A 25,312-nucleotide genomic window follows, 5' to 3' on the forward strand; every position below is an offset into this window, starting at 1 on the left:
AGCCAGGTATGAATGCCCATTTTTACACGTGTTGTTTTCATTTGCGGACAAAATGCAGGAAACGGCCAGGAAGGGCTGTTTCATCAGCTCATTTTTTCCTTGATCAGGGTGATGAGGGCAAAGCGCCCGAGGTGCTGCGCCCAGCCGAGTCCGGTAGCCTGGTATTGTGCATCCAGGATTTGGAGGTCAATGCCGGCATCCAGTGCCAGCCTGGCCAGCGCCATATCGTTGCGATCGGCTGCCACATGTAACAAGGTTCCCCGGTAATCAAGGTACGTACGATTGACGATACCGGGTTGCTGTCGCAGTATATCAGCTGCCTGCTGATGCCACCCGAGGTCCCACGCGTCCAGCGGTGAGCAGGTGGCCTGCCGATCGATCAGCCATTGGGCGGCTGCCTGTTGTTTGAAATAAGCCGCCACCTGCATCACCGTCATGCCATTCGGTAGCGCCTGATCGAGCTCTTCCTTCGTTAACGCATCATACGCTTTTTCCATGGCAGCAATGGCTCCACGGCCGGTAGCTTCTGCCAGGGCTGTCAAACCTGGTGATACAGTTTGGCGCAGGTAGTTTTTGTTGACGATCCACCAGGTACGCCCCATGCCCACAAAGCGAAACCCCACCTGCTCGTACGTACGTCTGCCAATGTGGTTGGCATTGAGCATCACATACCGATACCCTTTCGCAAAAGCAAACTGACTGGCGGCGATCACCAACGCCTTGCCGATACCCTGCCGTTGATGGGTAGGCAACACTCCTACATTGTACATACCGGCAATGCCCAGCAAACCTTCGGTAAAGAATAAACAGGTTTGCCCCACGACCTGCCCATTGATCCTGGCCAGGAAACGCTGCGCCTGGACGGGATAAACCCCTAACAGAGCCGGTGTAAAGGCTCCGCCGTCTCCATAGGGCAGTCCGGCGATGGAGACGATCGCCGTATCATTGTCGGGTGTTATTGCTAATGCACCTGGAGTATTGAATCCTTCCCGCAGGGTTGAAGGCTCCAGCACCATCCAGTAGGGCCACCAACCGGGTTGAAAGCCCCTGGCGAGGAGATAAGCGCCCAGGTCGGGCGGCTGGGCCGGATACAACGACCAAAACCCGATGTGTCCAGCCTCGAGGTGGCGGTAATGCTGCATCATCCGGTCGAGCTGCACTCCGATCTCAGCTCCGTTGAATTTCGGAAAAGCCACTTCTGCTCCGTTGTTGGCAGTATGCGTGTATACCAGGCCCTGATCGCGGTATACCGTGCCGCCCAGCGCCGTGGCATTGGATACGAACAGTTGCTGGTGGTTGGCTGCGACAGCCTGCTCCAGCTGCTCATCCGTTGCCTGCCGCAATGCTTCACCTTGTTTGTCGGAATTGCTCATGGGGAAGAATTAAGTGATGGTAAAGCTACTCGGAAAAACCTGCCAATTGATTAACTTTATAGTACACGGGTTCGCTTTTTTGCACCTCTTCAAGCAGTATGCCATGAACAGCTTTCAATTGACCATCGGGCGCTTTATAATGGGCCTCAAGCGGCCTTCGCGCAGTACCAACAGGCGCCGCCTCCGCGAATGGGGCGAAACCCTGGAATCTTTCACCATCCGCGAAGTGACCGATCAGGACCTGTTGCCGCTGGTCGATCTCCATGTTCAAACCTGGGCCGATACGTATTGGACGGTCAAGCAACCGCCCACGCACGAGACCCGGGAGCGCCAATGGCGGGAGGTATTCAAGCAGCAAGACGGCAGCTGGTGTTGTTTCGTGGTGCAAAACCGGGCGGGCAAACTGATCGGCTTTGCCCATGGGGTGCATTACAGCCACCCGGATATGCCCGGGTTTGAGGGCGAACTGAGCAAGATCTACCTGCTGCTCGAATACCAGCGCCTGGGCCTTGGCCGCTTACTGATCGGCCATATCGCCCGAAAATTTCTCGGCCAGGGCATACGGTCCATGCTGTGCTTCGGGGTACCACAAAACCCCTCCAACCGCTTTTACGAAACCCTGCATGGCGAACGGCTCTACGACAAAAAAGGCGATTTTCACGGTGGCTATGGCTGGAAAGACCTGGAAAAGTTAGCCGCTATTTGCCCCATCGATTAAACAACAATATTGTGTTGCAACCACCTGAATTAACGCTACCCGTATCTGTCACGATACCCGGAGGACTGTCTACTACGCACCAACTATGGGAAGTACTGCAAGCGGCAGCAGCAGGCGCAACGACGCAGCTGGCGGCCATGACGGCAGCAGCACCCGGGTTGGTGTATGCACAGTACAACTATACCCCACCCATTCACCTGGCAGTACGGGAAGGCCATGAAGAGTTGGTCGACTGGTTGCTGCAGCGGGGAGCCCTGGCCCCCGATTACCGCACCTATCCGTTTGGTGACTCCTTGTTGACCATCGCCCGCGACAGAGAACACCACCACATCGCTGCGATGCTGGAAAAATTCCTCGCTACACCAGAACGTTCAAAATACCAGGGTGACTATGGTGCCATCCACTACCAACGATCGGACGAAGAAAAAGCGTTTGAGCAGGCAGTAGACGAGGAAGACCTCCACCTGGTGGAACGCCTGTTACAAGACAAGCCGTCGCTGGCAACAGACAATAGTTTTTTCTGGTCGGAAGGTATTTTGTGTATGCCCGCCAAGGAGGGCAACCGTGCGTTGGTGCAACTGTTGATGCACTATGGCGCCACGGTTCCCACGCTGCTTAAATGGGCGCAATACTATTATTTTGAACAATACGATCACGCCGCTTTTATGCTGCAAGCTGGTATGGATGCCAATACCATGAGCTGGCACCATGTCACGTTGCTGCATGATATGGCCCAAAAGGGCTATACCGACAAGGCCACCCTGTTGCTGGATTATGGCGCCGATATCGACGCCATCGATGAAGAATATCAGTCTACCCCGCTGGGTATGGCCGTGCGTTGGGGGCATACAGACATGGTGCACCTGCTGCTCGACCGTGGAGCCAATCCGCAATTGAGCGGCGCCCCCTGGTCCACGCCCCTGGCCTGGGCCATCAAAAAACAATGGACACCGTTAATAGCCGTACTGCGTGCTGCCGGTGCCACCCATTAACTCAAAAAATGACCATGACGCTTTCACCACTTCCACTGACCGCCGGACTTGCTGCTTATGACGCACAAGTAGATCAACTGTTGGCTGCTTTTGAACGCGGTGACCGTGCAGCCATGCAACAGGTACACCAGGGCCACCCGGGATGGTGGCGATTATCGCCCCAGGAGTTCTTGCAAAAGCGCGTCGATCGTACCGCCATCGCCAACACGGTGGCCTGGTATTATGCATTCGATACCTGGACAGCCCTCGAAACCTGGGTTACAGCGGTTTTGCCATCGGGCTCCGAAACAGCCCAATTCGAGGCAGCGGCCGATGCCGTTGTACAAGGTGATACCGATACACTGCGTGCTATTATAGCTACGAACCCTGCCATTGTGCATACCAGGTCGATGCGTGCCCATCATGCGCAGCTATTGCATTATGCCGGCGCCAACGGGGTCGAAAATTACCGGCAGATCTCCCCCTCCAATATCACCACTATCACGCAACTATTACTGGTTGCCGGCGCAGACGTCGATGCACTGGCCGATATGTACGGCGGTAGTACCACACTGGGCCTGGTGGCCACCAGTATTCACCCTGCTCAGGCGGGTGTATTGATCCCGCTACTAGACCTGCTGCTCACTGCCGGCGCCACCATCGACCACCCGCAGGCTTCGGGCAATGGACAAGGCGTTGTATTGGGTTGCCTGCACAATGGCCGCCCGGAAGCAGCACACTACCTGGCCGGCCGTGGTGCCCTGCTCAACCTGGAAGCTGCATCCGGTGTGGGACGACTGGACCGTGTGCAGGCCTTCTTCACCACACCCGGCCAACTGGCGGAAGGGGCTACGCTGCACCAACTACAACTCGGTTTTTCCTGGGCCTGCGCGTACGATCACGCACCCGTCGTGGAATATCTTTTACAACAGGGAGCGCTTCCCGATGCTTATACCCATGGATTACCCGGTCTTCACTGGGCTATCATAGGCAACCATCCGGAAGTTATCGAACTGCTAGTGAGTCGGGGTACCTCGATGGCGACCCGGAATCATTACGGCGGCAATGCCATCGGCTGCACCTTATGGGCCATTGGCAACAGCAGCGAGGTGTACCGATGGCCAGCCAAAACCGTCGACCACCTGGCTACGATCCGTTACCTGTTGCAACAGGGAGCTCCGGTGGATCCTGGTACGGTAACCTGGTTGCAGCAGGAAAGCGGTTTTGCGCCTGCAAGCCTCGAGCAGCTCGATCAACTATTCAGGCAATACGGCACTACAACATGATTCCACTGCTCAACAACCCATTCCAACTTCCGTACACCTTCGGTCGGGCAGCTTCAGTGATTGGGGCATTATCATTTTGCTGTAGCCACTACACGCAGTAATTTGCGGCAGCAAAATCACCCACTATGAAATCACCCCTTCTATCTATCCTGTTTTGTACGGTTGCCGGATGGGCGATCGCCACTGCACAAGTCAAAACGCCCATCGTGATTCCGTTCACCAAAACCGGGCAGGGGCACATTCTCGTCAAAGCTCATGTGAATGGAGTTGAAGGCACCTTCATATTCGATACCGGCGCTGGTCTCAACCTGCTGACGAAAAAATTTGCGGACAAGGTCGCTTCGCTGCAAAAGACAGACGGTTTTTTTGTAGGACACCGTGCCACCGGTGAGGCCATCGAAACGGATATCTGGATCATAAAGGACCTGCAACTCGGCAACTTTCAGGCAGCCAATCAAAAGACGGCCGTGCTAGATATGGAGTTCCCCATCGATGGACTCATTTCGCTGATGCCTTTTAAGCATGGGGCGCTCACGATCGACTATGCGCAAAGCCATCTGATCGTGGAGTCGCCTGCCGCGCTGCAAACCATGGCGGTTGCCAGCTACAGCCTGCCCCTGCAGGTGGTCGATGATCGCGATATCTCGCTCGAGATCGCCACCTATGTGCAACTTAACAACAAGGTCACCGCACAGATCTCACTCGACTGCGGCGCCGGCTGGAATGTATTCCGCTTCAGTGCACGTTATATGAAACAACTGGGTATCGATACCACGCAAACGACCAACGTATACGCGCGCAGTCCCTTCGACACCACGAAAGGCAATCACTATTACAGTACCACGCTACAGGAACTGCGCACGACTACACCGGGTGCAGGGGTCAAGAACATCAAGACCACCTTTATCGATGGCCTGATCTGGGAAGGCATTACCAGCATCAACTGGCTGGGCGACCGCATCACCATCGATATACCCCGTAAAAGGCTGTTGCTACCCCGTAAATAATCGCGCCCGGCAATTCAAACACCGGAATGCGCCATTGATACCCGCAACGGCCAACATCAGTTGCCGACGGCTTATTTTTGCGCAATGTCTGTTCAAATACTTCGCGCCGACCGTTCGCATTATGCTGCCCTGATCGATATCTGGGAGGCGTCCGTGCGGGCCACGCATCATTTCCTCACCGAGGATGATATCGTCTATTTCCGTAAAAAGATACTGGAAGATTATTTCGATGCGGTCCATCTGTATTACTTGCTGCCCGAGGCCGGTGAACCGGCTGGTTTGCTGGGCCTGGCTGAAGGAAAGATAGAAATGCTATTCATTCATCCTGGGTTTTTCCGCCTGGGATACGGCAGTCTGCTGGCCGATTATGCAATCGGGCAGTGTGGCGTGACGCAGGTGGACGTGAATGAAGACAATCCCGGCGCCCTGGCGTTTTACCTGGCCAGGGGATTTCGGGTTGTGAACAGGCTGGAGAAAGACGGTGAAGGAAAAGACTTCCCAATCCTGCAAATGATACTGGGAGACAGGTAGCAACAACTACCCATAAATGCAAGAAGGCAGTCTCGCGGGACTGCCTTCTTGCTTATCGATAGCCAGTGATTATCTGTTGGCTGGTGGTGGTGGCGGAGGCATATTCGCTTGTGGCGCGTTTGCGTCTGTCACGTCAACGATCTCGATGTCGAAGATCAGACTTTCATGAGGCTTTTGACCAGGACCGGGACGGTCGCCATAAGCTTCAAAGAAAGGAATGTAGAGGGTACCCTTGCCACCTTTTTTGAACTTGGCGAGGCCTTCATCCCATCCACGGATCACAGAGCCTGTACCTACTACTACGTCGAGTGGCGGACGGCTGCCATCCATATTGCTTTCAAATTCTTTACCGGAAGGGAACAGTTTACCGGTGTATTTCACCATTACTTTCTTACCGGAATCGGCCTGAGGACCAGTACCGAGTTCCTTGATCTGAACGAAAGTACCATTGAGGGTCTTTTCGGTCTTGATATTGTTTTTGGCCAGGTAGTCTTCGATCTCTTTTACAGCAGGACCACGAAGCTTTTCGCCTTCAGCAGCTGCTTTTTGCTGTTCTGCCATCTGACGGGCTTGTTCCTTAGAACCTTCCGCCATATTATCTGCCTGTGCAGTGCTATCGGAAGTAAATACATCGATCACTTTGAAGGAGATGATGATCTGGTCTTTCTTCTTGATGAAGGGTGGCAAACCACCGGGGTTCTTGGCAAACAGGGTATCGGCCATCAGCACCACTACCGCACTGTCACCTTTGCGCAGCAAGGGGAAGATCTCGGCAGGATTGTAGGTAGATCCTACGCTGTCTACTTTTGCGTAAGAAGGCATTTTACCGAATGTTTCACCCAACAGGCTGTCTTTGGAACCACTCTTGATGCGTTGTGCAACGTGAAACTTCAGAATATGGCCCCTCTCAGCAGGTTTACCTTTTCCGTCGGAAATCACCTTGTACAAGAGGCCGCTCTTTGTTTTTTTGTATCCACCGCCGGAACAGGCCGCCAGCAGCAGCGCCATTGCCAGGCTACCAAGAAGAAACTTTGTTCTTTTCATTTGAGTTATTTGTTTTATAGGTCTCCTGCCACTTTTCAGGGGCAATTATATTGATTGTTGATTTCTTTGCTGTTTGAGCTATCAATCTTGCAGGGCTGCCGCACTTTCTTCCATGGCTCTATGGAAGTCTTCTACCGTTTGATCGAGTGAAGCGCTGCTGCGCCCACCGGCTGCATTGTAATGGCCGCCTCCTTCAAAATATTTACGGGCAAAGGTATTGACGTCGAAATCACCTTTGCTGCGGAAGCTCCATTTTCTTTCTTCATCGCGATCGATTACCAGGGCCGCCATTTTGATACCCTGTATGCTCAGGGGATAATTCACCAGTCCGTCGGAATCGCCGGTCTTGATCTCAAAACGCAGCAGGTCTTTTTTGCTGATGGCGATCAGCGCCGTATTGTATTCGTAATACACTTCCATGCGGTGCAACAGCACGTGCCCGATAAAGCGAAGCCTGTTCTCGAGGAAGTTATCGTACACGTTTTCATGTACCTGCGTATGGTTGAGGCCGCGGGCCTTGAGGTATGACACCATTTCGTGTACAGCGGCGCTGGCTGCCGGGAAACGGAAAGAACCCGTATCGGCCATCACCCCGGCGTACAGGCATTCAGCGATCTCAATATTGATCTTGTCCAGGTGCCCCGATCCTTTGATGAAATCATAGATCATTTCGCAGGTGGAGCTTTTGCTGGTATCGCTGACACCGTAAGCAAAACTGGCCTCTTCGGGTTGCTGGTGGTGATCGATGAGGATTCGGGTACAATTCAGCGACCTTAGTTTGGGCGCCATGTTTTTGGTACGCAGCAACACATTGAAATCCAGGCAAAAGAACCATTCTGCGGCATCCATGATCTTCTCCGCCTTGTCGCGGTTCAGTTCAAAATCCACGACGGTATTGCAACCGGGCATCCAGTTGAGCCACCTGGCCCAGTTGGTGGGTGATACGACGGTCACCTCATGGCCAAACTGTTTCAAAAAATGATAGAGGCCCAGGGCCGAACCCATTGCATCGGCATCGGGTTTTTGGTGCATGGTGATGACCACTCGGCGGGGCGTAGTAAGTAATGGGTATATTTCCTGGATGGGTTGCATAAAAATGTTGGCAAAGTTGCAGAAATAAAGTCCAATAGCCAAATCCGAAATCTCGCCCTATCTTTGCGGCCAAAATTGAGTTAAACTATATGAGCAATCGCACGTTTACGATGATCAAGCCGGATGCAATGAAAAATGGTCATGCCGGAGCAATCCTGGACCGCTTCATTAAAGAAGGTTTCCGGGTCGTAGCTTTAAAACAAACAAAGCTGAGCGCTGAAAAAGCCGGCGAATTCTATGCTGTGCACAAAGAGCGCCCCTTCTATGGCGAGCTGGTGTCTTTCATGAGCAGCGGTGTGATCATTGCAGCTATCCTCGAAAAGGAGAATGCAGTAGCAGCTTTCCGCAAACTGATTGGTGCTACCAACCCTGCTCAGGCGGAGGAAGGTACTATCCGTAAATTATTTGCCACTTCATTGGGCGAGAATGCTGTACACGGCAGCGACAGCGATGAGAATGCAGCCATCGAAGGCAGCTTCTTCTTCAGCGGCCTGGAGCAATTCTAAGATCGATATTTCTCTATTAAAAAGGGGCAGCGTACTGGTACGCTGCCCCTTTTTAGTATTCATTCGGTATACCCGTCGCCTTTAATTCACCAACGGCTTTACGGTAAAGCCCCGCTTGCGCAACAGGTTGATGACGCCCTGATCGCCGGTTAGGTGCCCTGCACCAACGGCAAACAAGGCAGGGGCTGGCCCCATCAGGTTGGGCATGATATTGACCCAATTGCGGTTGCGCTGATATAACAACAGATCCATATATTTCTCCATGCTAGGGTCGCTTTTAGCCACCAGCGAATCCATCCGCTTCAGATCCTGCTTGAGGTATACATCGACCATTTCCAGGGTCGTTTTTTTGTAGGTATCGATGCTGTCGATGTACGCTACCAATTCCTTCGCCTGGTCTTCGTAGGGGATACTATCAAACAAACCAGCCTGATACTCAGCCGTTTCCAGGCCTTTGATCTCATGGTTGTATTGCTTATTCTCTTCCATGATCTTGCTCTCCATGCCGTTCTTCTTGCCATTTTCGCAGGTCATGACCTGCTCGCCGATCAGGCTGGATACAAAAAAAGGCTTAAATCGGGTCATGAAAGAAAGCGGCAATGGGGTCTTGTGTTCTTTGAAATACTTTTCCACGCGCGCATACTCCTGGGCCGTGAGCAGATCCTGCAGTTTTCTACCATCGGTCATGCGCAGGTATTTCATGGCGCCCATCAACTCACCCATATCGTCCATATCCAGCTCAAAATAGATGATCTGAACGTCCTTGATCGCCTTTTTAAGGTTAGGGCTCAACGTTGCATCCTTATCGCAAAGAATATGCATAGTACCGAAAAGGTAAGAAGGCTGTTTCAGGTAGTTGCCGGTGATCTCCCACAGCAGTGTATTCTCGGTGGGGCGCGGCTTTGCGGCTGTATTGGATTTGGCAGTCGCCGGCTTGGCCGACATCGTCTTCACCGGGGTGGGCTTCTTCGTTTGCGAATACCCGAATCCTGCCAGGGCCACCCAACAAACTGCCATAAAAGATGTTTTCACGAACATGATCAAGTGCTTTTATTTTTTAATACTTGTTGGTTTATTTTTTTCCTTATCATTGTCACCAAATAACCCCTGATATGCAACCCCTCCAAAACCTCCGGTCTTGCGTGCCCGGCATGCTGCACGTATACGTCTCCAACCAACCACCTCCACTGGCAAATCTAACTTCCCGTAGTCAAATATGCTACTAAATTATTTATTATTCCTGTAGGCGGTTCCGGTATAATAGGTTGCCCGATCCTGCGTTAAGGAGCAGGACTATAGCTGCCCGGCGAACCTCCCAGGTTCAAAAAAACTAAACCTCCGACATGAGAAAGACGATTACCCTGATCGCCCTGATGGGGCTTGCTGTGCCTGTACTGGCACAGCGCGATAAAGACATTCCTGCATTCGGTACCGTAGAAAAGGCCGATCTGCTTGCCCGGGAATGCGATTTTGACAAAGAGGCTGAAGCCGTGGTACTTTTCGACGCTGCTGAAGCCTATGCAGATATGATGGGCCAGATCGAACTGGTACGGCATATACGTATTAAGATTTTAAAGGATAAGGGGCTGAAAGCTGCCGATATCCGTATTCCCTATTTCTCTTACCGCAACGATGAAAGCATCAAAGGCCTTACCGCGCAAACCTATAACCTCGACGCCGGAGGCAATGTGGTGGCCACCAAAGTAGATAAAAAGCTGATCTACGAAAAAGCACTCAACAAGTACAACAGCGAGCAGGTCTTTACCTTTCCTGATGTAAAGGCCGGCAGCATCATCGAATACAAATACACCCATTCAAATCTGGGATTGGCCAGCTGGTATTTTCAACGCTCCATTCCCGTCAAATACAGCCGCTACCGCGTTGACCTGCCCGAAGAGATCGAATTTACCTGCAATGCCCTGGCCGTTCTGCCAGTAGAGCAAAAAACCGAAAACAAGGGACGCCGTACCGTCAAGACCATGTCCATGACCAACGTACCGGCCTTGCGCGATGAACCCTTTATCACTTGTGAGGACGATTACCTGCAACGGATCGAAACCAAGCTGATCGCCGTCAACAACCCTGGTATGCCCCGCAGAAGCCTGCTGCTCAACTGGCCCCAGGTAATCAAAGCCCTGGCGGAAGATGAGAATTTCGGGGTACAGATGAAACGGGATATTCCGCGCACCACGGAACTCGACAGCATGCTGAAGAAACAACCCGATCCCTACCAGCGCATGTCGACCGTGCACCAGTATGTTCGAAAAAACATGGAATGGAACAATATTCGGGGCATCGGGGCTTTTGATGGTGTTCGCGCTGCCTGGAAAGATAAAAAAGGGACTTCCGGTGAGATCAACCTGATACTCGTCAACCTCCTGAAGGATGCCGGCCTCAAGGCTTCTCCCCTCTTGGTGAGTACACGCGATAACGGCCGCGTCAATACCTCCTTTGCCAGCTCGCGTGTTTTCAATAAAGTAGTGGCACATGTGACGATTGGCGAACAGGTATACGTGCTGGATGCCACGGAAAAATATACCCCCTCCAACCTGATCCCTTACGACCTCATGTATTCCGAAGGGCTGGCCATCGAAAAGATCGATACCTGGGCCTGGGGCTGGAAGGTATTGTGGGACCAGAAGCCGCATTTCCGCGAAACGATCATCCTGCGGGCCAATATCGACGAGCAGGGTGTGATGAACGGCAATGCCAGCGTGACCAGTTACGACTACTCCCGCGTCAACAGGATGCCGACCCTGAAGCTCGGTAAAGACAAATTCATCGAGAAGTTTTTCACCTCGACCAATGCCGGTGTAAAGATCGATAGCATTGCTATCGAAAACGAGGCGATCGACTCCCTGCCCCTCAACCAAAGCTTCGCCTTTACGCAACCCGTCAACAGCTCCGGCGACTACCGGTATTTCTCGGTCAACCTGTTTACCGGTCTTGAAAAGAACCCGTTTGTCGCCGACAACCGCTTCTCGGATGTATTTTTTGGCACCAACCAGAATTACCAGATCGTAGCCAACGTCACCATCCCCGAGTCGTATGAGTTTGAAACCTTGCCCAAGAGTGTCCGAATGATCATGCCCGACACCAGCATTTCCATCACCCGACGGGTCAATGCCGAAAAGAACGTGATGGCAGTACGCATTTCACTCGAATTTTCAAAACCTTTTTATACGCCTGAAGAATATCCGGATTTTAAGGAATTTTACAAGCAATTGTACGCATTGCTGAATGAGCAGTATGCGATTCGCAAAAAAGCTAAATCCTAACATACATGATCGTTGATGTGGTGAAATGCAAGTGGTTGCCGCGGTTGCTGGTGCTACTGATCCTCCTTTGTTCGCTGGGTATGGCGCAGGCGCAACCCGATTTCGAGACCTGGGGCAAGATTACACCAGAAGAGCGGGCCCTTACCGTTTGTGCTTTTGACAGTGAGGCCGTAGCGGTTGTATTGATCGATGAAGCCATCAATGACTACAACGACGAAAGGCACCTGATCACTTACCGGCATATCCGCATCAAGATCCTGAAAGAAAAAGGGGTGGGCTACAGCGATATCGAGATCCCTTTTTATACCCGTGATGATTTTCAACGGATCGATGACCTGGAAGCCGTTGCCTTTTCTGTCAACGCTGCAGGCCAGCTGGTGTCGCAGGCGGTAGACCGCAAGTCGATCTATACACAGCCGCGCAATGAACTGTGGTCCCAGAAGAAGTTTGCTTTTCCGGATGTGAAGCCCGGCACCATCATTGAATACAAATACCGGAGCGAGATGAAGAGCATCGCAGCCCTGGAAGATTGGGAGTTTCAACGAGACCTGCCTGTCGTCAAAAGCAAATTCGACCTGGCGATACCGCCCAACTACGAGTTTGCCTATATGGTGCACAAAAGCGACCAGATGCAGGTTGTGGTAAAACCCAATTCGAACGACGGAAAGATCTATTTCGAAATGAATAATATTCCCGGTCTGCGGGATGAACCCTATATGGACGCGCGCAAGGATTACCTGCAGCGTGTCACCTTCCAGCTTTCCGGGTACAACAGCGGTTTTGGTCGCACCAAATACATGACCTCCTGGGATGAGGTCACCAAAGAATTGGGTGCCGCTTCTTATTTTGGTTCGCAGGTAGGCAAGAGCCTCAGCGGCACCGAAGCCTTCCTGGCGGCCTTGAAAAGGCTACCAACACCGGAGGAAAAGATGCGTGAGATCTATCAGTACACCCGCAGCAACATGAGCTGGACCGGTTTCACCGGTTACGGCAGCAGCGATGGCGTAAAAACCGCCTGGAGCAAACGCAAGGGCAACGTAGCTGAAGTGAACTTTGTATTGCTCAACCTGCTCACCGAGGCAGGTCTGGAGGCTTACCCTATGCTGGTGAGTACGCGGCACCATGGCAAGGTCAATACCCAGTATCCCTTTGTCGACCAGTTCAACGCTACTTATGTAGCCGTCATCATCGGTGATAAACGATATTACCTCGATGCCACCGATGTACTGGGACAACCGGAAATGATCCCCTTCGACGTGCTGAATACCACCGCTTTTGTCGTACACCGTAAAAAAGGCGGGCTGGTCAACATCACCGACGACGCCCTGCAATTCAAGGAAAGCGTCACCATTTCGCTGAAGCTCGACAGCAATCAGCACCTACAGGGCGTAGCTTACATCAATAGCGCGCAATATGCCCGTACAGAACGGCTGGGTGACTGGAAAAGGGGCCGCGACCGCTACCTGAGTGGCTTCGAGACCAAGGATATGAAGATCGCGGTAGACTCTGTTAGTATTAAAAACGAAAACAACGATTCGTTGCCCCTGAGTCAGCAAATCCAGTTCAGGACACCGGCAACAGCTACCGGCGACTATATCTTCGTACCCGTCAACCTGTTCTCGGGTTTCGAAACGAATCCCTTCCTCGCCAACAACCGCTTCAGTGATATCAATTTCGGGTATCGTCGCCTGATCAACTTCAGCACGTATATCGAAATACCTGCGGGCTATGTGGTAGACGCGCTACCCAAATCACTTCAGGTGGTCAACAGCGACAAAACAGTTGTCTTTGCCCGCGAGCTTTTTCAAGACGCCAATACCAACAAGGTACTGGCACGATTGAAGATCGAAATGAAGAAAAGCCTGTATTCGGTCGATGAATACGGCGAACTGAAAGAATTTTACAAGCGTATGTTCGATATGCTGAATGAGCAAATTGTATTCAAGAAAAAGTAACGAACTATGAGAAAAAGTCCCTTGTTGATGGTCCCGTCGCTGTTACTGGCCATATGGAGCCAGGCACAACTGCCACCGCTGGCGGTGTCGGCCATCCCGGATTCGCTCAAGAAGAATGCTTCTGTCATCAAGCGCTATGAAAACTCGTTTTTCGAGATCACTGATATTGACCGGGGGTACCTGAAGACCCATGAGGTATATACCATCCTGAACGAAGACGGCGCTTCGCGCCTGAATATCACGGAACAATTCGACAACAAATTCTTCTTTCTTGAAAACGTCGACATACGGGTGTACGATGCCACCGGTAAGCAGATCAACAAATACAAGAAGAAAGACATGATGACCTATGGCGGCAGCGACGGTCTGATCGATGACAATAAATATGCTTTCATCAGGGTGCCTGCCCCCTCCTATCCCATCACCATCGAAACGGTGATAGAGTCGAAGTTCAAAGGGTCCTTGTTCCTTCCATCGTACAGCGTGATCGTACCGGACGAAGGGATACAACAATCCACCTTTGCCGTCAAGGTACCCAAGGCGCTTGACCTGCGCTACAAAGAGCAGCAGATCAAATTACCACCGACTGTAACCGAGGATGAAAAATACAAGACCTATACCTGGTCGGTCAGTAACCTGGCGGCCATCAAATCGGAGCCCAATGCCGTAAGCCCTGAAAGCCGGTATCCCCGCATCATTCTGGCGGCCAACCGTTTCAAGATGGACGATTACGAAGGCGATATGAGCAGCTGGAAGAACCTGGGTCTTTGGTACAACAACCTGCACAAAGGACTGGAAGTACTGCCCGATGACCGGAAGGCTTTTTTGCAAAACCTGGTGAAAGACGCCAAGGATGACCGCGAAAAAGTAAGACTGGTCTACGATTACCTGCAGAAGAACTTTCGCTACGTAAGTATTCAGCTGGGCATCGGCGGCTGGAAATCATTGCCGGCCACGTTTACCGACCAAAAGAAGTACGGCGATTGCAAAGGCCTTACCAATTATATGTATGCCGCCCTGAGGGCCGTGGGCATCAAAAGTCATCCGGCCTTGATCAATGCGACATACAACAAAGAACCGGTAGATCCTAATTTTCCCATGAGCGGCTTCAACCATGTGATCCTTTGTGTTCCGCAACCCAAAGACAGTATCTGGCTCGAGTGTACCAGTAAGACCAATGACTTTGGCGTGCTGGGCGTATTCACTGAAAACAGGAATGCCCTGCTGGTCACGGAAGAAGGCGGAGTGCTGGTGAGTACCCCCAGAAGCAACAGCAAAGACAACCTGTTCAACGTGCTGACGAAAGTCACCATACAGCCCGATGGGTCGGGCAAGCTGGTCAGTACGTTTCGCATCACCGGAGAATACAAGGATGTGATCGGCGATCTGATGGAAGATAAAAAAGACGACCAGAAGAACTTCATCATCAATGGCATGGGATTCAAACAGCCTGATGAATTCAACCTGATCAAAAAGGAAGCTGCCGGCAAGATGGAGACCGAACTGGAAATGGTGGTCGAGAAAGTACCGGAGTTCATTGCCGGCAACAAAATGTTCCTGAGTCCACGCCAGTATAAAATGACAGGTAGTATCCTGCCCAAAAGCGAGGACCGGAAAATGGACTATTTTTTCCACAATCCTTACCAGAAAAACGACACGACGGTGATACAATTACCGGAAGGCTTTTCGGTAGACGCCCTGCCCCAGCCCAAGGAGATCAAATGCCCCATGGCCAGCTATATCAGCAAATGCTGGTTCGATCAAGATACCAAAGCCGTCTATTCTGCAACTACCCTTGTGCTGAACCAGCACCGGATACCAGCCGCCGAATATCCAGCCATCAAGAAGTTCTTCGATGAAGTGGCGCTCGATGATGCGCAGCGTATTGTCATCAAAAAACAGTAAGAGAGGCATAGAGGCAACAAGTAATAATAACAAACGGGTGACGCTGATAAAGCATCACCCGTTTGTTATATACATGCTGTCTGGATCACTCCTGTCTCTCAGTCATCTCTATGGCTGGCTGCCTTCATGCCCCTTCTCACACATGCTCCACCACCGCTTCTTCTCCGTAGATCTGTCCTTTAAATTTGAGCGAGGGCGAAGGTTGAAATGCCCCCAATCCCAGCGAAGACCATTTCTGGTCGACCGATGCAATGGTGGTATCGTCGGCCACGATGATATTGGGCCAGTCGCGCTGAAAATCGTCGTGTTCTTTGGTTTTAATGGTGCCGTCGAAGCCCATACAAGCCCATTTCTTCCCGACCTGCTGCGTGGAGGGTTGCTCGAAAGGCAGGCTATCGCGACGGGGATCGAGGTTGTTGCAGAAGCGCCAGAGCGCTACCGCCAGATCGCCCGCGTCTACCGTATGCTCCACATACAATACCACCTTTACGCCTTCAATAGCATTGGACTGACAGAGTTGTTGGTGCAGCTCGCGTACATGTCCTTTGCGGTTTTTCTGTACCGAAACCACGATGCAGGGTATATCTAGTGCCAGCAATTGTGTGTTGATGCTTTTGATATCGGCAAACGTTGCCAGCACTGCTTTATCATCCACTTTCACCCCATTGCTTTGCAGGCAATACGAATCATCGGTTTCCTCTTCCAGTTTGCGCGTACCATCGATACACATCTTACCGCCAAAGCCCAGCTTGCTGCAGCTGTGGTCGAGTACATCCATCGGGCCTTGCGAAAAATAAATATCCGTAGCCGGATTGAGGTGCCTGAACATATACTGGGCCAGGGCTTTGTAGTCGGTGATGGGGGTAGTACCATCGGTCAAAGCCAGGATCTTGTTGAACATCATCTGACCGGCGCCCCACATGGCATTCATCACCTTTTGTCCCTGACCGGGGTATTCCTTGTTGATCTTAGTGATCACCAGGTTGTGGAATACACCTTCCACCGGCATGTCCATGTCGACGATCTCAGGTACCATCGTCATCTTGATCGGTGCGAGGAAAATGCGTTCAGTAGCCTTCCCCAGCCAGGCATCTTCCTGGGGTGGAATGCCCACAATGGTGGCAGGGTATACCGGGTTCTTTTTATGTGTGATAGCGGTAATATGAAATTTGGGGTACCAGTCGGGCAATGAATAATAACCGGTATGGTCGCCAAAAGGGCCTTCCCAGATCAATTCGTCATGGGGGTCTACATACCCTTCGATCACGAAGTCTGCATCGGCCGGCACTTCGATCGCCGGCTGGGAGATACATTTCACCAGTTCTACCTTCTTTTTGCGCAGGAAACCGGCGAGCATGTATTCGTCCACGTTCTCCGGCAGGGGTGCCGTAGCAGAATAGGCGTACACGGGATCGCCGCCCAGTGCAACTGCCACGGGCATCCGGGTACCGAGTTTTTTGTATTCGCTGAAGTGTTTGGCACTCACTTTATGGCGATGCCAGTGCATACCCGTCAACTGCGGGCCAAACACCTGCATGCGGTACATACCCACGTTGCGGGTATTGGTGTGGGGGTCTTTGGTATGAATGATAGGCAGGGTCACAAAGGGACCGCCATCTTTGGGCCAGCAGGTTATTACCGGCAGTTTGGAAATATCCGCTTGTGCGCCTTCCCACACCACTTCCTGGCAGGCACCTCTTCCTCCCTTTACTTTGGGCATCCAGGAGGCAAACTCGCCCAGTTTAGGCAGCAATTTCAGTTTATCCAGGATACTTTCCTTGGGAGCAGCCAGCAGCTTGAAAAGGTCTTCGATGTTGCGGGCAACATCATCGAGGTGGTTGACGCCAAGGGCCAGGCACATCCGCTTGTCGCTGCCATAGGCATTCATCAGCACGGGGAAATCGTACCCCGTATTTTCGAAGAGCAATGCTTTGCCGCCACCCGGCATTTTACTGACCCGGTCGGTGATCTCGGCGATCTCCAGTTTGGGGTCTACATATTCTTTGATACGGATCAATTCGCCTGCCTGCTCCAGGGTATCGATAAACTGCTGCTGATTCCGGTATGCCATGCTTTGTTTTTTGCGGGGCAAAGTTACGACAGAAAGCGACGCGGACCGTCTGGTGACAATACCGGCAAACCGGCCGCAGAATTCCGGCAAAAAGCAAGGCCCCCTGGCATGCAGGAGGCCTTCACATATCGGCAGATAGTAAGAAACTGGTTAATACACATTTTTGGGACAACCGAGCCGGCTCTTGCCACCACCACCGCCGCCGAAACCACCATTGTTACCGGTGCCACCGATACCGATGGTAAGGGTAAGGCCCTGGAAATAATACCAATCCTTCACTTTGGCATTACCCCGTAGCGTGCCTTCGGCCGGATAGTTGGGATCGCCATTCTTCAGCTCTCTGCCGCGGTAGGACATTTCTACAGCTTTGGCGCCTCTTTCAACATCGAGTGCAGTTGCATCGACATATCGCGTACTGACATCGTCGAGATAGTCCGTAAACAATTTACGCAGGCCGATCTCATAACCCAGCACCACATTGTCGCTGATGCGGAATTTAATACCGCCGCCAAATGGAATCGCAAATTGGTTGCGGGCATACGGCTTACGATCGGGATATTGTTGTATCCCCTGCCCCTCAGTACTCAGCGGCTGCAGGAATATTTTATTGCCCAGCGTATCATAGGCAAATGGATCGAAATGGTACAACGCAATCCCCCCGAAGATATAGGGCGATATTTTCTTGTTCTCCAGGTTAAACAAAGTATACTCCAGCATCAGGTTACCCTCCAGTATCTTGCTTTGAAAGCTTAGGTTGCGCGCCTGCCGCAGGGTGTCGGTCGATTTTTTATCACTGGCTTCTACCGAACCATACTGAATACCCCCACGCACGGCAAAATGAGGCGTAAGGTCGTACTTGAGGCCGACACCAAGGCCTAGATTGGACTGTTGGAGTGTGAAGGCTTTTTCCTGCAGATCGCCCTGGTAGTTGGTCACCCCACCAAACAACGTGAGGTGGAGACGGCGGGTTTCCTGCGCCTGAACAAGTACAGGCAATAGCACGCATAACAATGCGGTCGTTTTTCGCATACGTTCTTTCTTTTTTTGTGATTAGCGCGATTTAAGGCTGGGTAAATTTCTTCAGATAGTGTTCTAGATTTACGGATGCGATCAACGTAAAGATTTATAGATTGAATGTTTGAACGCAAGTTTCGCGCCAATTTATTCAACCACTTGCAACATAAGGCTATAGGCAACAACGCATGTGGATAATTTACTCTCCCTCCGTCGATTGTGCTTTTGTGTAGATACGACCTGCGGGGCTGTCTGGTTGGGTGTATATTATTTTTTCCCGGGTTCGCTGTCTGCCTGCCGGATCGTGAGGAGGAATTGAAACAGGTTGGTATCGGTGGTTATCTGTAATTTCTTGCGGAGGCGGTACCGACTGATCTCGACACCACGTACCGAAATGTTCATCAACTGCGCAATCTCTTTGGTAGAAAGATTCATACGCAGATAAGCGCAAAGCTTGATCTCATTGGCCGTAAGCGCCGGGTAAGTTTGCTTGAGCGCCACCAGGAAATCGCTGTGTACACGATCGAAGTGAAAGGCAAATTGCTCCCACCCCTGGTCTACCTTATCTTCTTCATGTAAAATGCGCAGGAGTTTTTTTAGCTCATCGCCTTCGTCGCTGTGTGAAGGCATCTTCTTCAACCGGGTCAACTCATCTTTGATGCGGCTGATCAACTCGCCCTTTTGTACCAGGTGCATGGCAGAGGAAGCCAGCTCTTTGTTCTTATGATCGATCTCCGACACGAGCTTTTCATTGCGCAGCTGCATGATCTCTTTCTCCGACTTCTCCAGTTCGAGCTGATGCAGGTATTGCAGTCGCCGCTGCTCTTCCTCATGACGCTGCTGTTGACGGGCAAACTTCTTTTGCTGCCGCTTGTACAAAGCGACGGCTAAACAACAAAGTGCCAGCAGGTACACGGCATAGGCCCACCAACTCTGGTACCAGGGCGGCATGACCCGAAACACATAACTGGCTACCGCCGATTCATTGCCAAGGTTGTTGCGCGCCTTCACCTCAAAGGTATAGGTGCCAGGCGGCAGGTTGGTGTAATCCTTCTCCGTCTTCCGTGACCACTCCGACCAGCCGGCATCAAACCCTTTCAATTGATAACTATAGCTGATATTCGCTTGCTGACCATATAAGGTCGATGCATATTCAACATGCAGGGAGTTCCATTTCCAGGGAATATCGGGCGTTACGGTCTTCCCAAAATATCCTCCAAAAACCTGGCGGGTCGTAGGCCCGGTAGCATTGACAGAATTGATGAGTGCCTGCAATTTCGTTTTGGTGCGCCGGTATTGCTCGTAGTTGATATGGTAGAAACCTGTTTCCCCGCCCATAAAGATATTGCGGGCATTGACCGTGTACAGGTGCTCGAACCCACTGACCATTTTACCATTGAGGTCGGGTAAATAAACGATCTGCGGGGAGGTGCCGGTATAGTCAGCTACCCCCAACTGCTTTTCGTGGATGAACCAGATATTACCCTCGGTATCTTCTTTCAGGTACCGGATGCTCAACTGCCCGAACACCGGCTGGAAATCACGCGCCGGTTCAAACCGATCCGTTTGTGGCTGGTATTGGTACACCCCTTTCTCGGTGGCGATCACCACCTGGTTCCTGACCTGGTACACGTGGTTATTCATAAAGGAGGGCAGTCCGTCCTGTTGTGTATACAACTTGATCTGTGCCGGCTGCACACTCATATCGATGCGGTACACTCCCCGATAAGGATGCGATGCCCAGGCGATATTGTTGTTGTCGAACGTCACAAACCGGGCAGGCTCGTCCAGGCCGGGCACAGCTTTGCCAGCCAGGAACCGGCCATTGTGGTATTCCATCAGCTCCAGCCCATGATAGGTGCCTGCCAGTACTTGCGCCGAGGGCAGCACCTTGCTCACCGGCAGATAGGTCCAATAACCGGCGCCGGGCCGCGCATGGACAGGAATGGCGCCCCCAGGCAGTACCTGGTAGGCCCCATCGTGGTGCCCCATCAACACCTGACCATTGATGCCCGACAATCCCCATACCTGCCCCTTGGTATTGGGCACCGCAGCAAATTGTCCTTTTACAAAGCTCAGGTCTTCCATCGGCGTCAGGGGCACCGTGTACAACCCATTGGTCGTACCCAGGTAAAGCCGCTCGTTGTGCAGCAGGGCAGCGTACCCCGAACCATCGTTCCCGTTTTCGGGATGAATATGTTTGATCGCATTGTCGTAAGCCACAAAATCGATCCCGTTATCGAGTCCCAGCCATAAATTATTGGCCCGGTCGCGGAAGATGCTGGTAATATTATTGTTCTGCAGCCCCTCCTTGCGGGAGAAACTTTGCACTAACTCACCCCGCCGATTGAATATATGACAACCACCCAGGCTGGTAGCCAGGGCAAACCGGTTACGTTCGAGCGCAATGCCGCCATAGATTGTTTCGCGTGCTACCCGGTCGAGATCGGGGGAATGAAAAGGCAGGAGCTTATTGGCCGTCAACAGGTACACCCCATCTTTCAGGGTGGCCAGCAGGGAACTGTCTTTACCCATCGGAATAAGGGCGCTGATATACAACCCCGGAGGCTGGTCTTCCTGCCGCATCATCGGCTGCCAGGTACCCTGGCTGAAGCGCAGCAAACCGTGGCTCATATCCTGGGCTACGAGCTGGCCCTCGTGCATACCCATATACGCCCATTCCGACACTGCGGGATACACGATGATGTGCTGGTTGCTGAGCTGCAATATTTTAGTGATGGACCGGAAGAATACATCATTGCCCCAGGGTATGATATCCCAGATGTCGGCAATCGACCGCTCCCTGGCCGGTATCAGGTGCTTGATGGAGGTATAAGTAAGGGTGCCGGCCGAGTCGGGCGCAAAATAACCGATCTCATCCTGCCCACCCGCATAAATACGGCCGTCGGGTCCGATAGCAATAGAACGTACGATGGTTTTGTTGGGAAGGGGGTAGATACGCCAATGTGTGCCATCGAAGCTGAGCACACCTTCATTATTGGCAAAATACATGATGCCATTGGCATCCTGCTGCACATCCCAGTTTTGGGTGCCTCCCCCGTAAATGTGCTTGGAGTAATTGATGATCTCAGGCAAACCAATGGTGTTCTGGCCCAGGCATGATATGCCCGAAACCAGCAGCATCAGCAGCAATCGTTTTGATCTTTTCATAAGCAAGTTAACGAACATCCGAACCTTGGCGGCTCGGATAGTAAGATACGGTAACGGGCCTATGTGAAAGTTACACTTTTTTGGATGATGTAGTATTGTTGTAGCTAAAAAGCTTGATTTTATTGACTTACAACAGGCTGATGTAGCGGTGATGTAGTTACAAAACACGCACTTGCAGTACCGTATAATAATTTTAGGAAGTGGCAATCACCCGCCGTTCCTGCCCCGTCCGGAGCGATAGTGGTTAACACCAATTGCCTCATCCTTCAATCAAAATTGTTTGCTTATGAAAATGAAAGTTGTACTGCTTTTATGTGCGGTACTATGCCAAGCACTGCTAATGAACCGGGCCTATGCCCAATCGATCCCGGTTTCAGGAACCATCACCAGCAAGGTTACAGGCGCCCCGGTTCCAGGCGCCACCATCGTCCTCAAAGGAAGTTCTACGGCCACCAGCGCCAATGCGGAAGGCAAATTCTCCATCACCGTACCCCGGGCCGGTTCCATTCTGGTCATTTCACACACCGGCATGCCCGCCCAGGAAGTAACGGTACGCGATGGCAGCAACCTCTCCATCCAACTGGAAGAAAGGGCCAATAGCATGGACGAGGTCGTGGTAGTGGGGTATAGCCAGACCCAACGCCGCGGCGCCGTCACCAACGCTATTTCAAGTGTTAAGGCCGGCGACCTTGACAATATGCCCGTTCAGCGCATCGAGCAATCGCTCCAGGGCCGGGTATCGGGCGTCAGCATCACCAGCAGCTCGGGTCAGCCCGGTGCCGCCTCTACCGTTCGCATCCGCGGGGCTTCCAGCACCGGATTCAGCGATCCCTTATATATAGTAGACGGTATCCCCATCGGGGGTGGACTGGAATACCTCAACCAAAACGATATCGAATCGATCGATGTCCTGAAGGATGCTGCGGCAGCCGCCATTTATGGTACCCGTGCCGCCAACGGCGTTATCCTGGTAACCACCAAACGTGGTAAGTCGGGCAAAATAGCCGTCAACTACAACGGTTACTATGGCACCCAGAAAGCCTGGAGAAGGCTGAAACTACTCGATGCCACCCAATATGCCCACCTGCTCAATGAAGCCGTTATCGCCAACGGACAGGAAGCCCGTTTTGCCAATCCCGAATCTTTTGGCAAGGGTACCGACTGGCAAGACCAGGTGTTCTCCGATGGCTCCCCCATCCAGAACCATGACCTCAGCCTTTCGGGCGGTTCCGAACGCTCTACCTACTACTCCTCTTTCAGTTTCCTCGACCAGAAAGGGATTGTGGCGCCCGACAACTCCAAGTTCAAACGTTTCACGGTACGTTTCAATTCATCGCACAAGATCACCAGCAATATCACCTTCGGCACCAATATCGGCTACACCCGTATTTCGTCGGTAGGCGTAGGTACCAATGGCGAGTGGGGCACCCCGCTCAACCGCGCCATCAACCTCGACCCCATCACGCCGCTGATCGAAACCAACCCGGCACTCGTGAACGCCCCTCCCTACAGTAATCAGCCTGTAGTGCGTGATGCCAACGGTAACCCATATGGCATTTCCAACCTGGTCACTTCGGAAATACTGAACCCCGTCGCAGCCCTGAAAGTGGCCCAGGGTAGCAGTTGGTCGGACAAAGTCGTTGCCAACGCCTTTGTAGAAGTAGAACCGATCAAAGGCCTTAAACTGCGCAGCACCATTGCCACGGACCTCGCCTTCTGGGGCGACGAAAGCTTTTCGCCCGTTCATTACCTCAATACCACCAACCAGGTGACCCTGAATGGCTATACCCGCAACTCCAACCGCGGCGTGGTATGGATCTGGGAAAACCAACTTTCGTACCAACGCGCCTTTGGCAAACACAGCATTACCGCCCTCGCTGGTACCACGGGACAAAAGAATGACGGCAAAACCCAGGGAGGCACCCTGCGTGGACTGCCTGTGAACGATATCAAGGATGCCTCCCTGCAATTTCCCGTTGCGCAAACCAATCAATACTTCTGGGGAGGCGAATACGAAGAGGCTTTGTCGTCGATTTTTGGGCGTGCGATTTACAGTTACGACGACAAATACCTGCTCACGGGTATTATCCGCCGGGATGGTTCTTCCACCTTCGGCCCCAACAATAAGTATGGCGTATTCCCGTCTGTGTCTGCAGGCTGGGTCGCTTCGCGCGAGGACTTCTTCCCGGTCAATGATGTAGTCAGCTTCTTAAAATTGCGCGCCTCTTATGGGGTGGTGGGTAATGACCGCATCGGCCGTTTCCGCTACCTCGCCACCGTTGGCGGCGGCAGAAATTTCACCACCGGACTGTCGCCTGTACTCGTGAACGGTGTGAGCCCCAATGCACTCTCGAACCCGGACCTGAAATGGGAAGAGACTTCGCAATTGAACTTGGGCCTGGATGCAGTACTGTTCAACAACTTCACCCTGACATTCGAGGTCTTCAATAAGAAGACCAGTGGTATGCTGCTCGATATCGTCGTGCCGGGTTATGTCGGCAATACCGGCCCTGTAGGCAATATAGCAGACATGGAGAACCGCGGGGTTGAACTTGAACTGGGCTACCGCAACCGCATTGGAGAAGTCGACTTCAAGATCAATGGTAATATCTCTTACCTGAAGAATGAGGTCACCTACCTGGGCGCCGACAAGACCTTCCTCAATGGTCAGCGTTTCGGCCCACAGGGTGTAGAGATCACCCGTGCGGCCGTAGGCTATGCGGTCTGGTCATTCTATGGTTTCAAGACCAATGGACTGTTTCAAACACCGGAAGACGTAGCGGCCTATAAAAACAAAGATGGTGCGCTGTTGCAACCCGCTGCCAGCGCCGGCGATATCCGCTTTGTAGATTATAACCAGGATGGCAAGATCGATAACGATGACCGCACCATCATCGGCAATCCTACACCGGATGTGAGCTTTGGTTTTACCGCAGAAGCATCGTGGAAAGGATTTGACGTCCTCGTATTTGGACAGGGAGTAGCAGGCAACCAGGTATTCCAGGCCTTGCGTCGTTTCGACCTGCCTACTGCCAACTGGACCACAGAAGCGTTGAGCCGCTGGACAGGCCCGGGCACTTCCAATAAGTTCCCACGCCTGGTCTACAACGATCCCAACCAGAACTTCAGCCGCAGTTCCGACTTCTATTTACAGAAAGGGGATTATTTCCGCATCAAGGTATTGCAGATCGGTTATACACTACCCGGCAGCCTGGCACAAAAAGCAGGTCTGAACAAAGTACGGGTATACCTGACCGGCAACAACCTGTTCACCTTTACCAAATACAATGGCTTTGATCCGGAGATCGGCGGCGACAGCTTTGGCATCGACCGCGGTATCTATCCACAAGCACGTGCTTTGATGGTCGGCCTTAACCTTGGTTTTTAATC

17 protein-coding genes are annotated in these 25,312 nt (G+C 52.2%); 10 read left to right on the forward strand and 7 right to left on the reverse strand.

Features of this window, described 5'->3' with window-relative positions; translation table 11 throughout:
* Positions 1-83: 83 nt before the first annotated feature.
* A complete protein-coding gene (locus P2W70_RS18210; protein WP_276482935.1) occupies positions 84-1,373 on the reverse strand; it encodes a GNAT family N-acetyltransferase in 1,290 nt (429 codons plus the stop codon).
* A gap of 46 nt (positions 1,374-1,419) precedes the next feature.
* Between P2W70_RS18210 and P2W70_RS18215 the strand changes: the two genes are divergently transcribed.
* The 5 genes from P2W70_RS18215 to P2W70_RS18235 all read left to right on the forward strand — a co-directional run bounded on the left by P2W70_RS18215 (position 1,420) and on the right by P2W70_RS18235 (position 5,886).
* Positions 1,420-2,091 carry a GNAT family N-acetyltransferase gene (locus tag P2W70_RS18215; RefSeq protein WP_276482936.1) on the forward strand — a complete coding sequence of 224 codons (672 nt, stop codon included), beginning with the start codon at positions 1,420-1,422 and terminating at the stop codon, positions 2,089-2,091.
* 11 nt (positions 2,092-2,102) lie between these two features.
* The gene (locus P2W70_RS18220; protein WP_276482937.1) at positions 2,103-3,083 is read left to right on the forward strand and encodes an ankyrin repeat domain-containing protein; all 981 of its coding nucleotides are present in this window, start codon (positions 2,103-2,105) and stop codon (positions 3,081-3,083) included.
* A 14-nt stretch (positions 3,084-3,097) separates the two neighbouring features.
* Positions 3,098-4,348, forward strand: a complete 1,251-nt coding sequence (locus tag P2W70_RS18225) for an ankyrin repeat domain-containing protein (protein ID WP_276482938.1) — start codon at positions 3,098-3,100, stop codon at positions 4,346-4,348.
* Between the two features lie 125 nt (positions 4,349-4,473).
* On the forward strand, positions 4,474-5,355 hold the full coding sequence (locus P2W70_RS18230; RefSeq protein ID WP_276482939.1) for a retropepsin-like aspartic protease: 882 nt from the start codon (positions 4,474-4,476) through the stop codon (positions 5,353-5,355).
* A gap of 84 nt (positions 5,356-5,439) precedes the next feature.
* A complete protein-coding gene (locus P2W70_RS18235; RefSeq protein ID WP_276482940.1) occupies positions 5,440-5,886 on the forward strand; it encodes a GNAT family N-acetyltransferase in 447 nt (148 codons plus the stop codon).
* A 69-nt stretch (positions 5,887-5,955) separates the two neighbouring features.
* Here P2W70_RS18235 and P2W70_RS18240 read toward each other — a convergent pair whose 3' ends face one another.
* Positions 5,956-6,930 (reverse strand): FKBP-type peptidyl-prolyl cis-trans isomerase, encoded by a 975-nt coding sequence (locus P2W70_RS18240; RefSeq protein ID WP_276482941.1) that lies wholly within the window; start codon positions 6,928-6,930, stop codon positions 5,956-5,958.
* An 81-nt stretch (positions 6,931-7,011) separates the two neighbouring features.
* Positions 7,012-8,022 (reverse strand): DHH family phosphoesterase, encoded by a 1,011-nt coding sequence (locus tag P2W70_RS18245; protein WP_276482942.1) that lies wholly within the window; start codon positions 8,020-8,022, stop codon positions 7,012-7,014.
* Between the two features lie 89 nt (positions 8,023-8,111).
* On the opposite strand from P2W70_RS18245, the gene P2W70_RS18250 reads away from it, so the two are divergent.
* Positions 8,112-8,528: a nucleoside-diphosphate kinase gene (locus tag P2W70_RS18250; RefSeq protein ID WP_276482943.1), complete on the forward strand. Its 417-nt coding sequence runs from the start codon at positions 8,112-8,114 to the stop codon at positions 8,526-8,528.
* Positions 8,529-8,609: 81 nt separating this feature from the next.
* On the opposite strand, the gene P2W70_RS18255 is transcribed toward P2W70_RS18250, so the two are convergent.
* Positions 8,610-9,545, reverse strand: coding sequence for a TraB/GumN family protein (locus P2W70_RS18255; protein WP_276482944.1), 936 nt, complete (start codon positions 9,543-9,545; stop codon positions 8,610-8,612).
* 326 nt (positions 9,546-9,871) lie between these two features.
* Between P2W70_RS18255 and P2W70_RS18260 the strand changes: the two genes are divergently transcribed.
* Genes P2W70_RS18260 through P2W70_RS18270 form a run of 3 tightly spaced genes read left to right on the forward strand, consistent with a single transcriptional unit; the run spans position 9,872 to position 15,666 of the window.
* Positions 9,872-11,806 (forward strand): DUF3857 domain-containing protein, encoded by a 1,935-nt coding sequence (locus P2W70_RS18260; protein ID WP_276482945.1) that lies wholly within the window; start codon positions 9,872-9,874, stop codon positions 11,804-11,806.
* A 5-nt stretch (positions 11,807-11,811) separates the two neighbouring features.
* The gene (locus tag P2W70_RS18265) at positions 11,812-13,761 is read left to right on the forward strand and encodes a DUF3857 domain-containing protein (RefSeq protein ID WP_276482946.1); all 1,950 of its coding nucleotides are present in this window, start codon (positions 11,812-11,814) and stop codon (positions 13,759-13,761) included.
* 6 nt (positions 13,762-13,767) lie between these two features.
* Entirely contained in the window at positions 13,768-15,666 is a 1,899-nt protein-coding gene (locus tag P2W70_RS18270; RefSeq protein WP_276482947.1) for a DUF3857 domain-containing protein, read from the forward strand.
* A gap of 136 nt (positions 15,667-15,802) precedes the next feature.
* Here P2W70_RS18270 and P2W70_RS18275 read toward each other — a convergent pair whose 3' ends face one another.
* The 3 genes from P2W70_RS18275 to P2W70_RS18285 all read right to left on the reverse strand — a co-directional run bounded on the left by P2W70_RS18275 (position 15,803) and on the right by P2W70_RS18285 (position 21,922).
* The gene (locus tag P2W70_RS18275) at positions 15,803-17,737 is read right to left on the reverse strand and encodes a menaquinone biosynthesis decarboxylase (RefSeq protein ID WP_276482948.1); all 1,935 of its coding nucleotides are present in this window, start codon (positions 17,735-17,737) and stop codon (positions 15,803-15,805) included.
* 150 nt (positions 17,738-17,887) lie between these two features.
* Entirely contained in the window at positions 17,888-18,766 is an 879-nt protein-coding gene (locus P2W70_RS18280) for a DUF6089 family protein (RefSeq protein ID WP_276482949.1), read from the reverse strand.
* 252 nt (positions 18,767-19,018) lie between these two features.
* Complete coding sequence (locus P2W70_RS18285) at positions 19,019-21,922, reverse strand: ligand-binding sensor domain-containing protein (RefSeq protein ID WP_276482950.1); 2,904 nt, start codon at positions 21,920-21,922, stop codon at positions 19,019-19,021.
* A gap of 340 nt (positions 21,923-22,262) precedes the next feature.
* On the opposite strand from P2W70_RS18285, the gene P2W70_RS18290 reads away from it, so the two are divergent.
* Complete coding sequence (locus P2W70_RS18290; RefSeq protein ID WP_276482951.1) at positions 22,263-25,310, forward strand: SusC/RagA family TonB-linked outer membrane protein; 3,048 nt, start codon at positions 22,263-22,265, stop codon at positions 25,308-25,310.
* The last annotated feature ends 2 nt before the right edge of the window (positions 25,311-25,312 follow it).

Origin of the sequence: Paraflavitalea pollutisoli, from assembly GCF_029360705.1 — a bacterium.
Lineage (GTDB): Bacteria > Bacteroidota > Bacteroidia > Chitinophagales > Chitinophagaceae > Paraflavitalea > Paraflavitalea pollutisoli.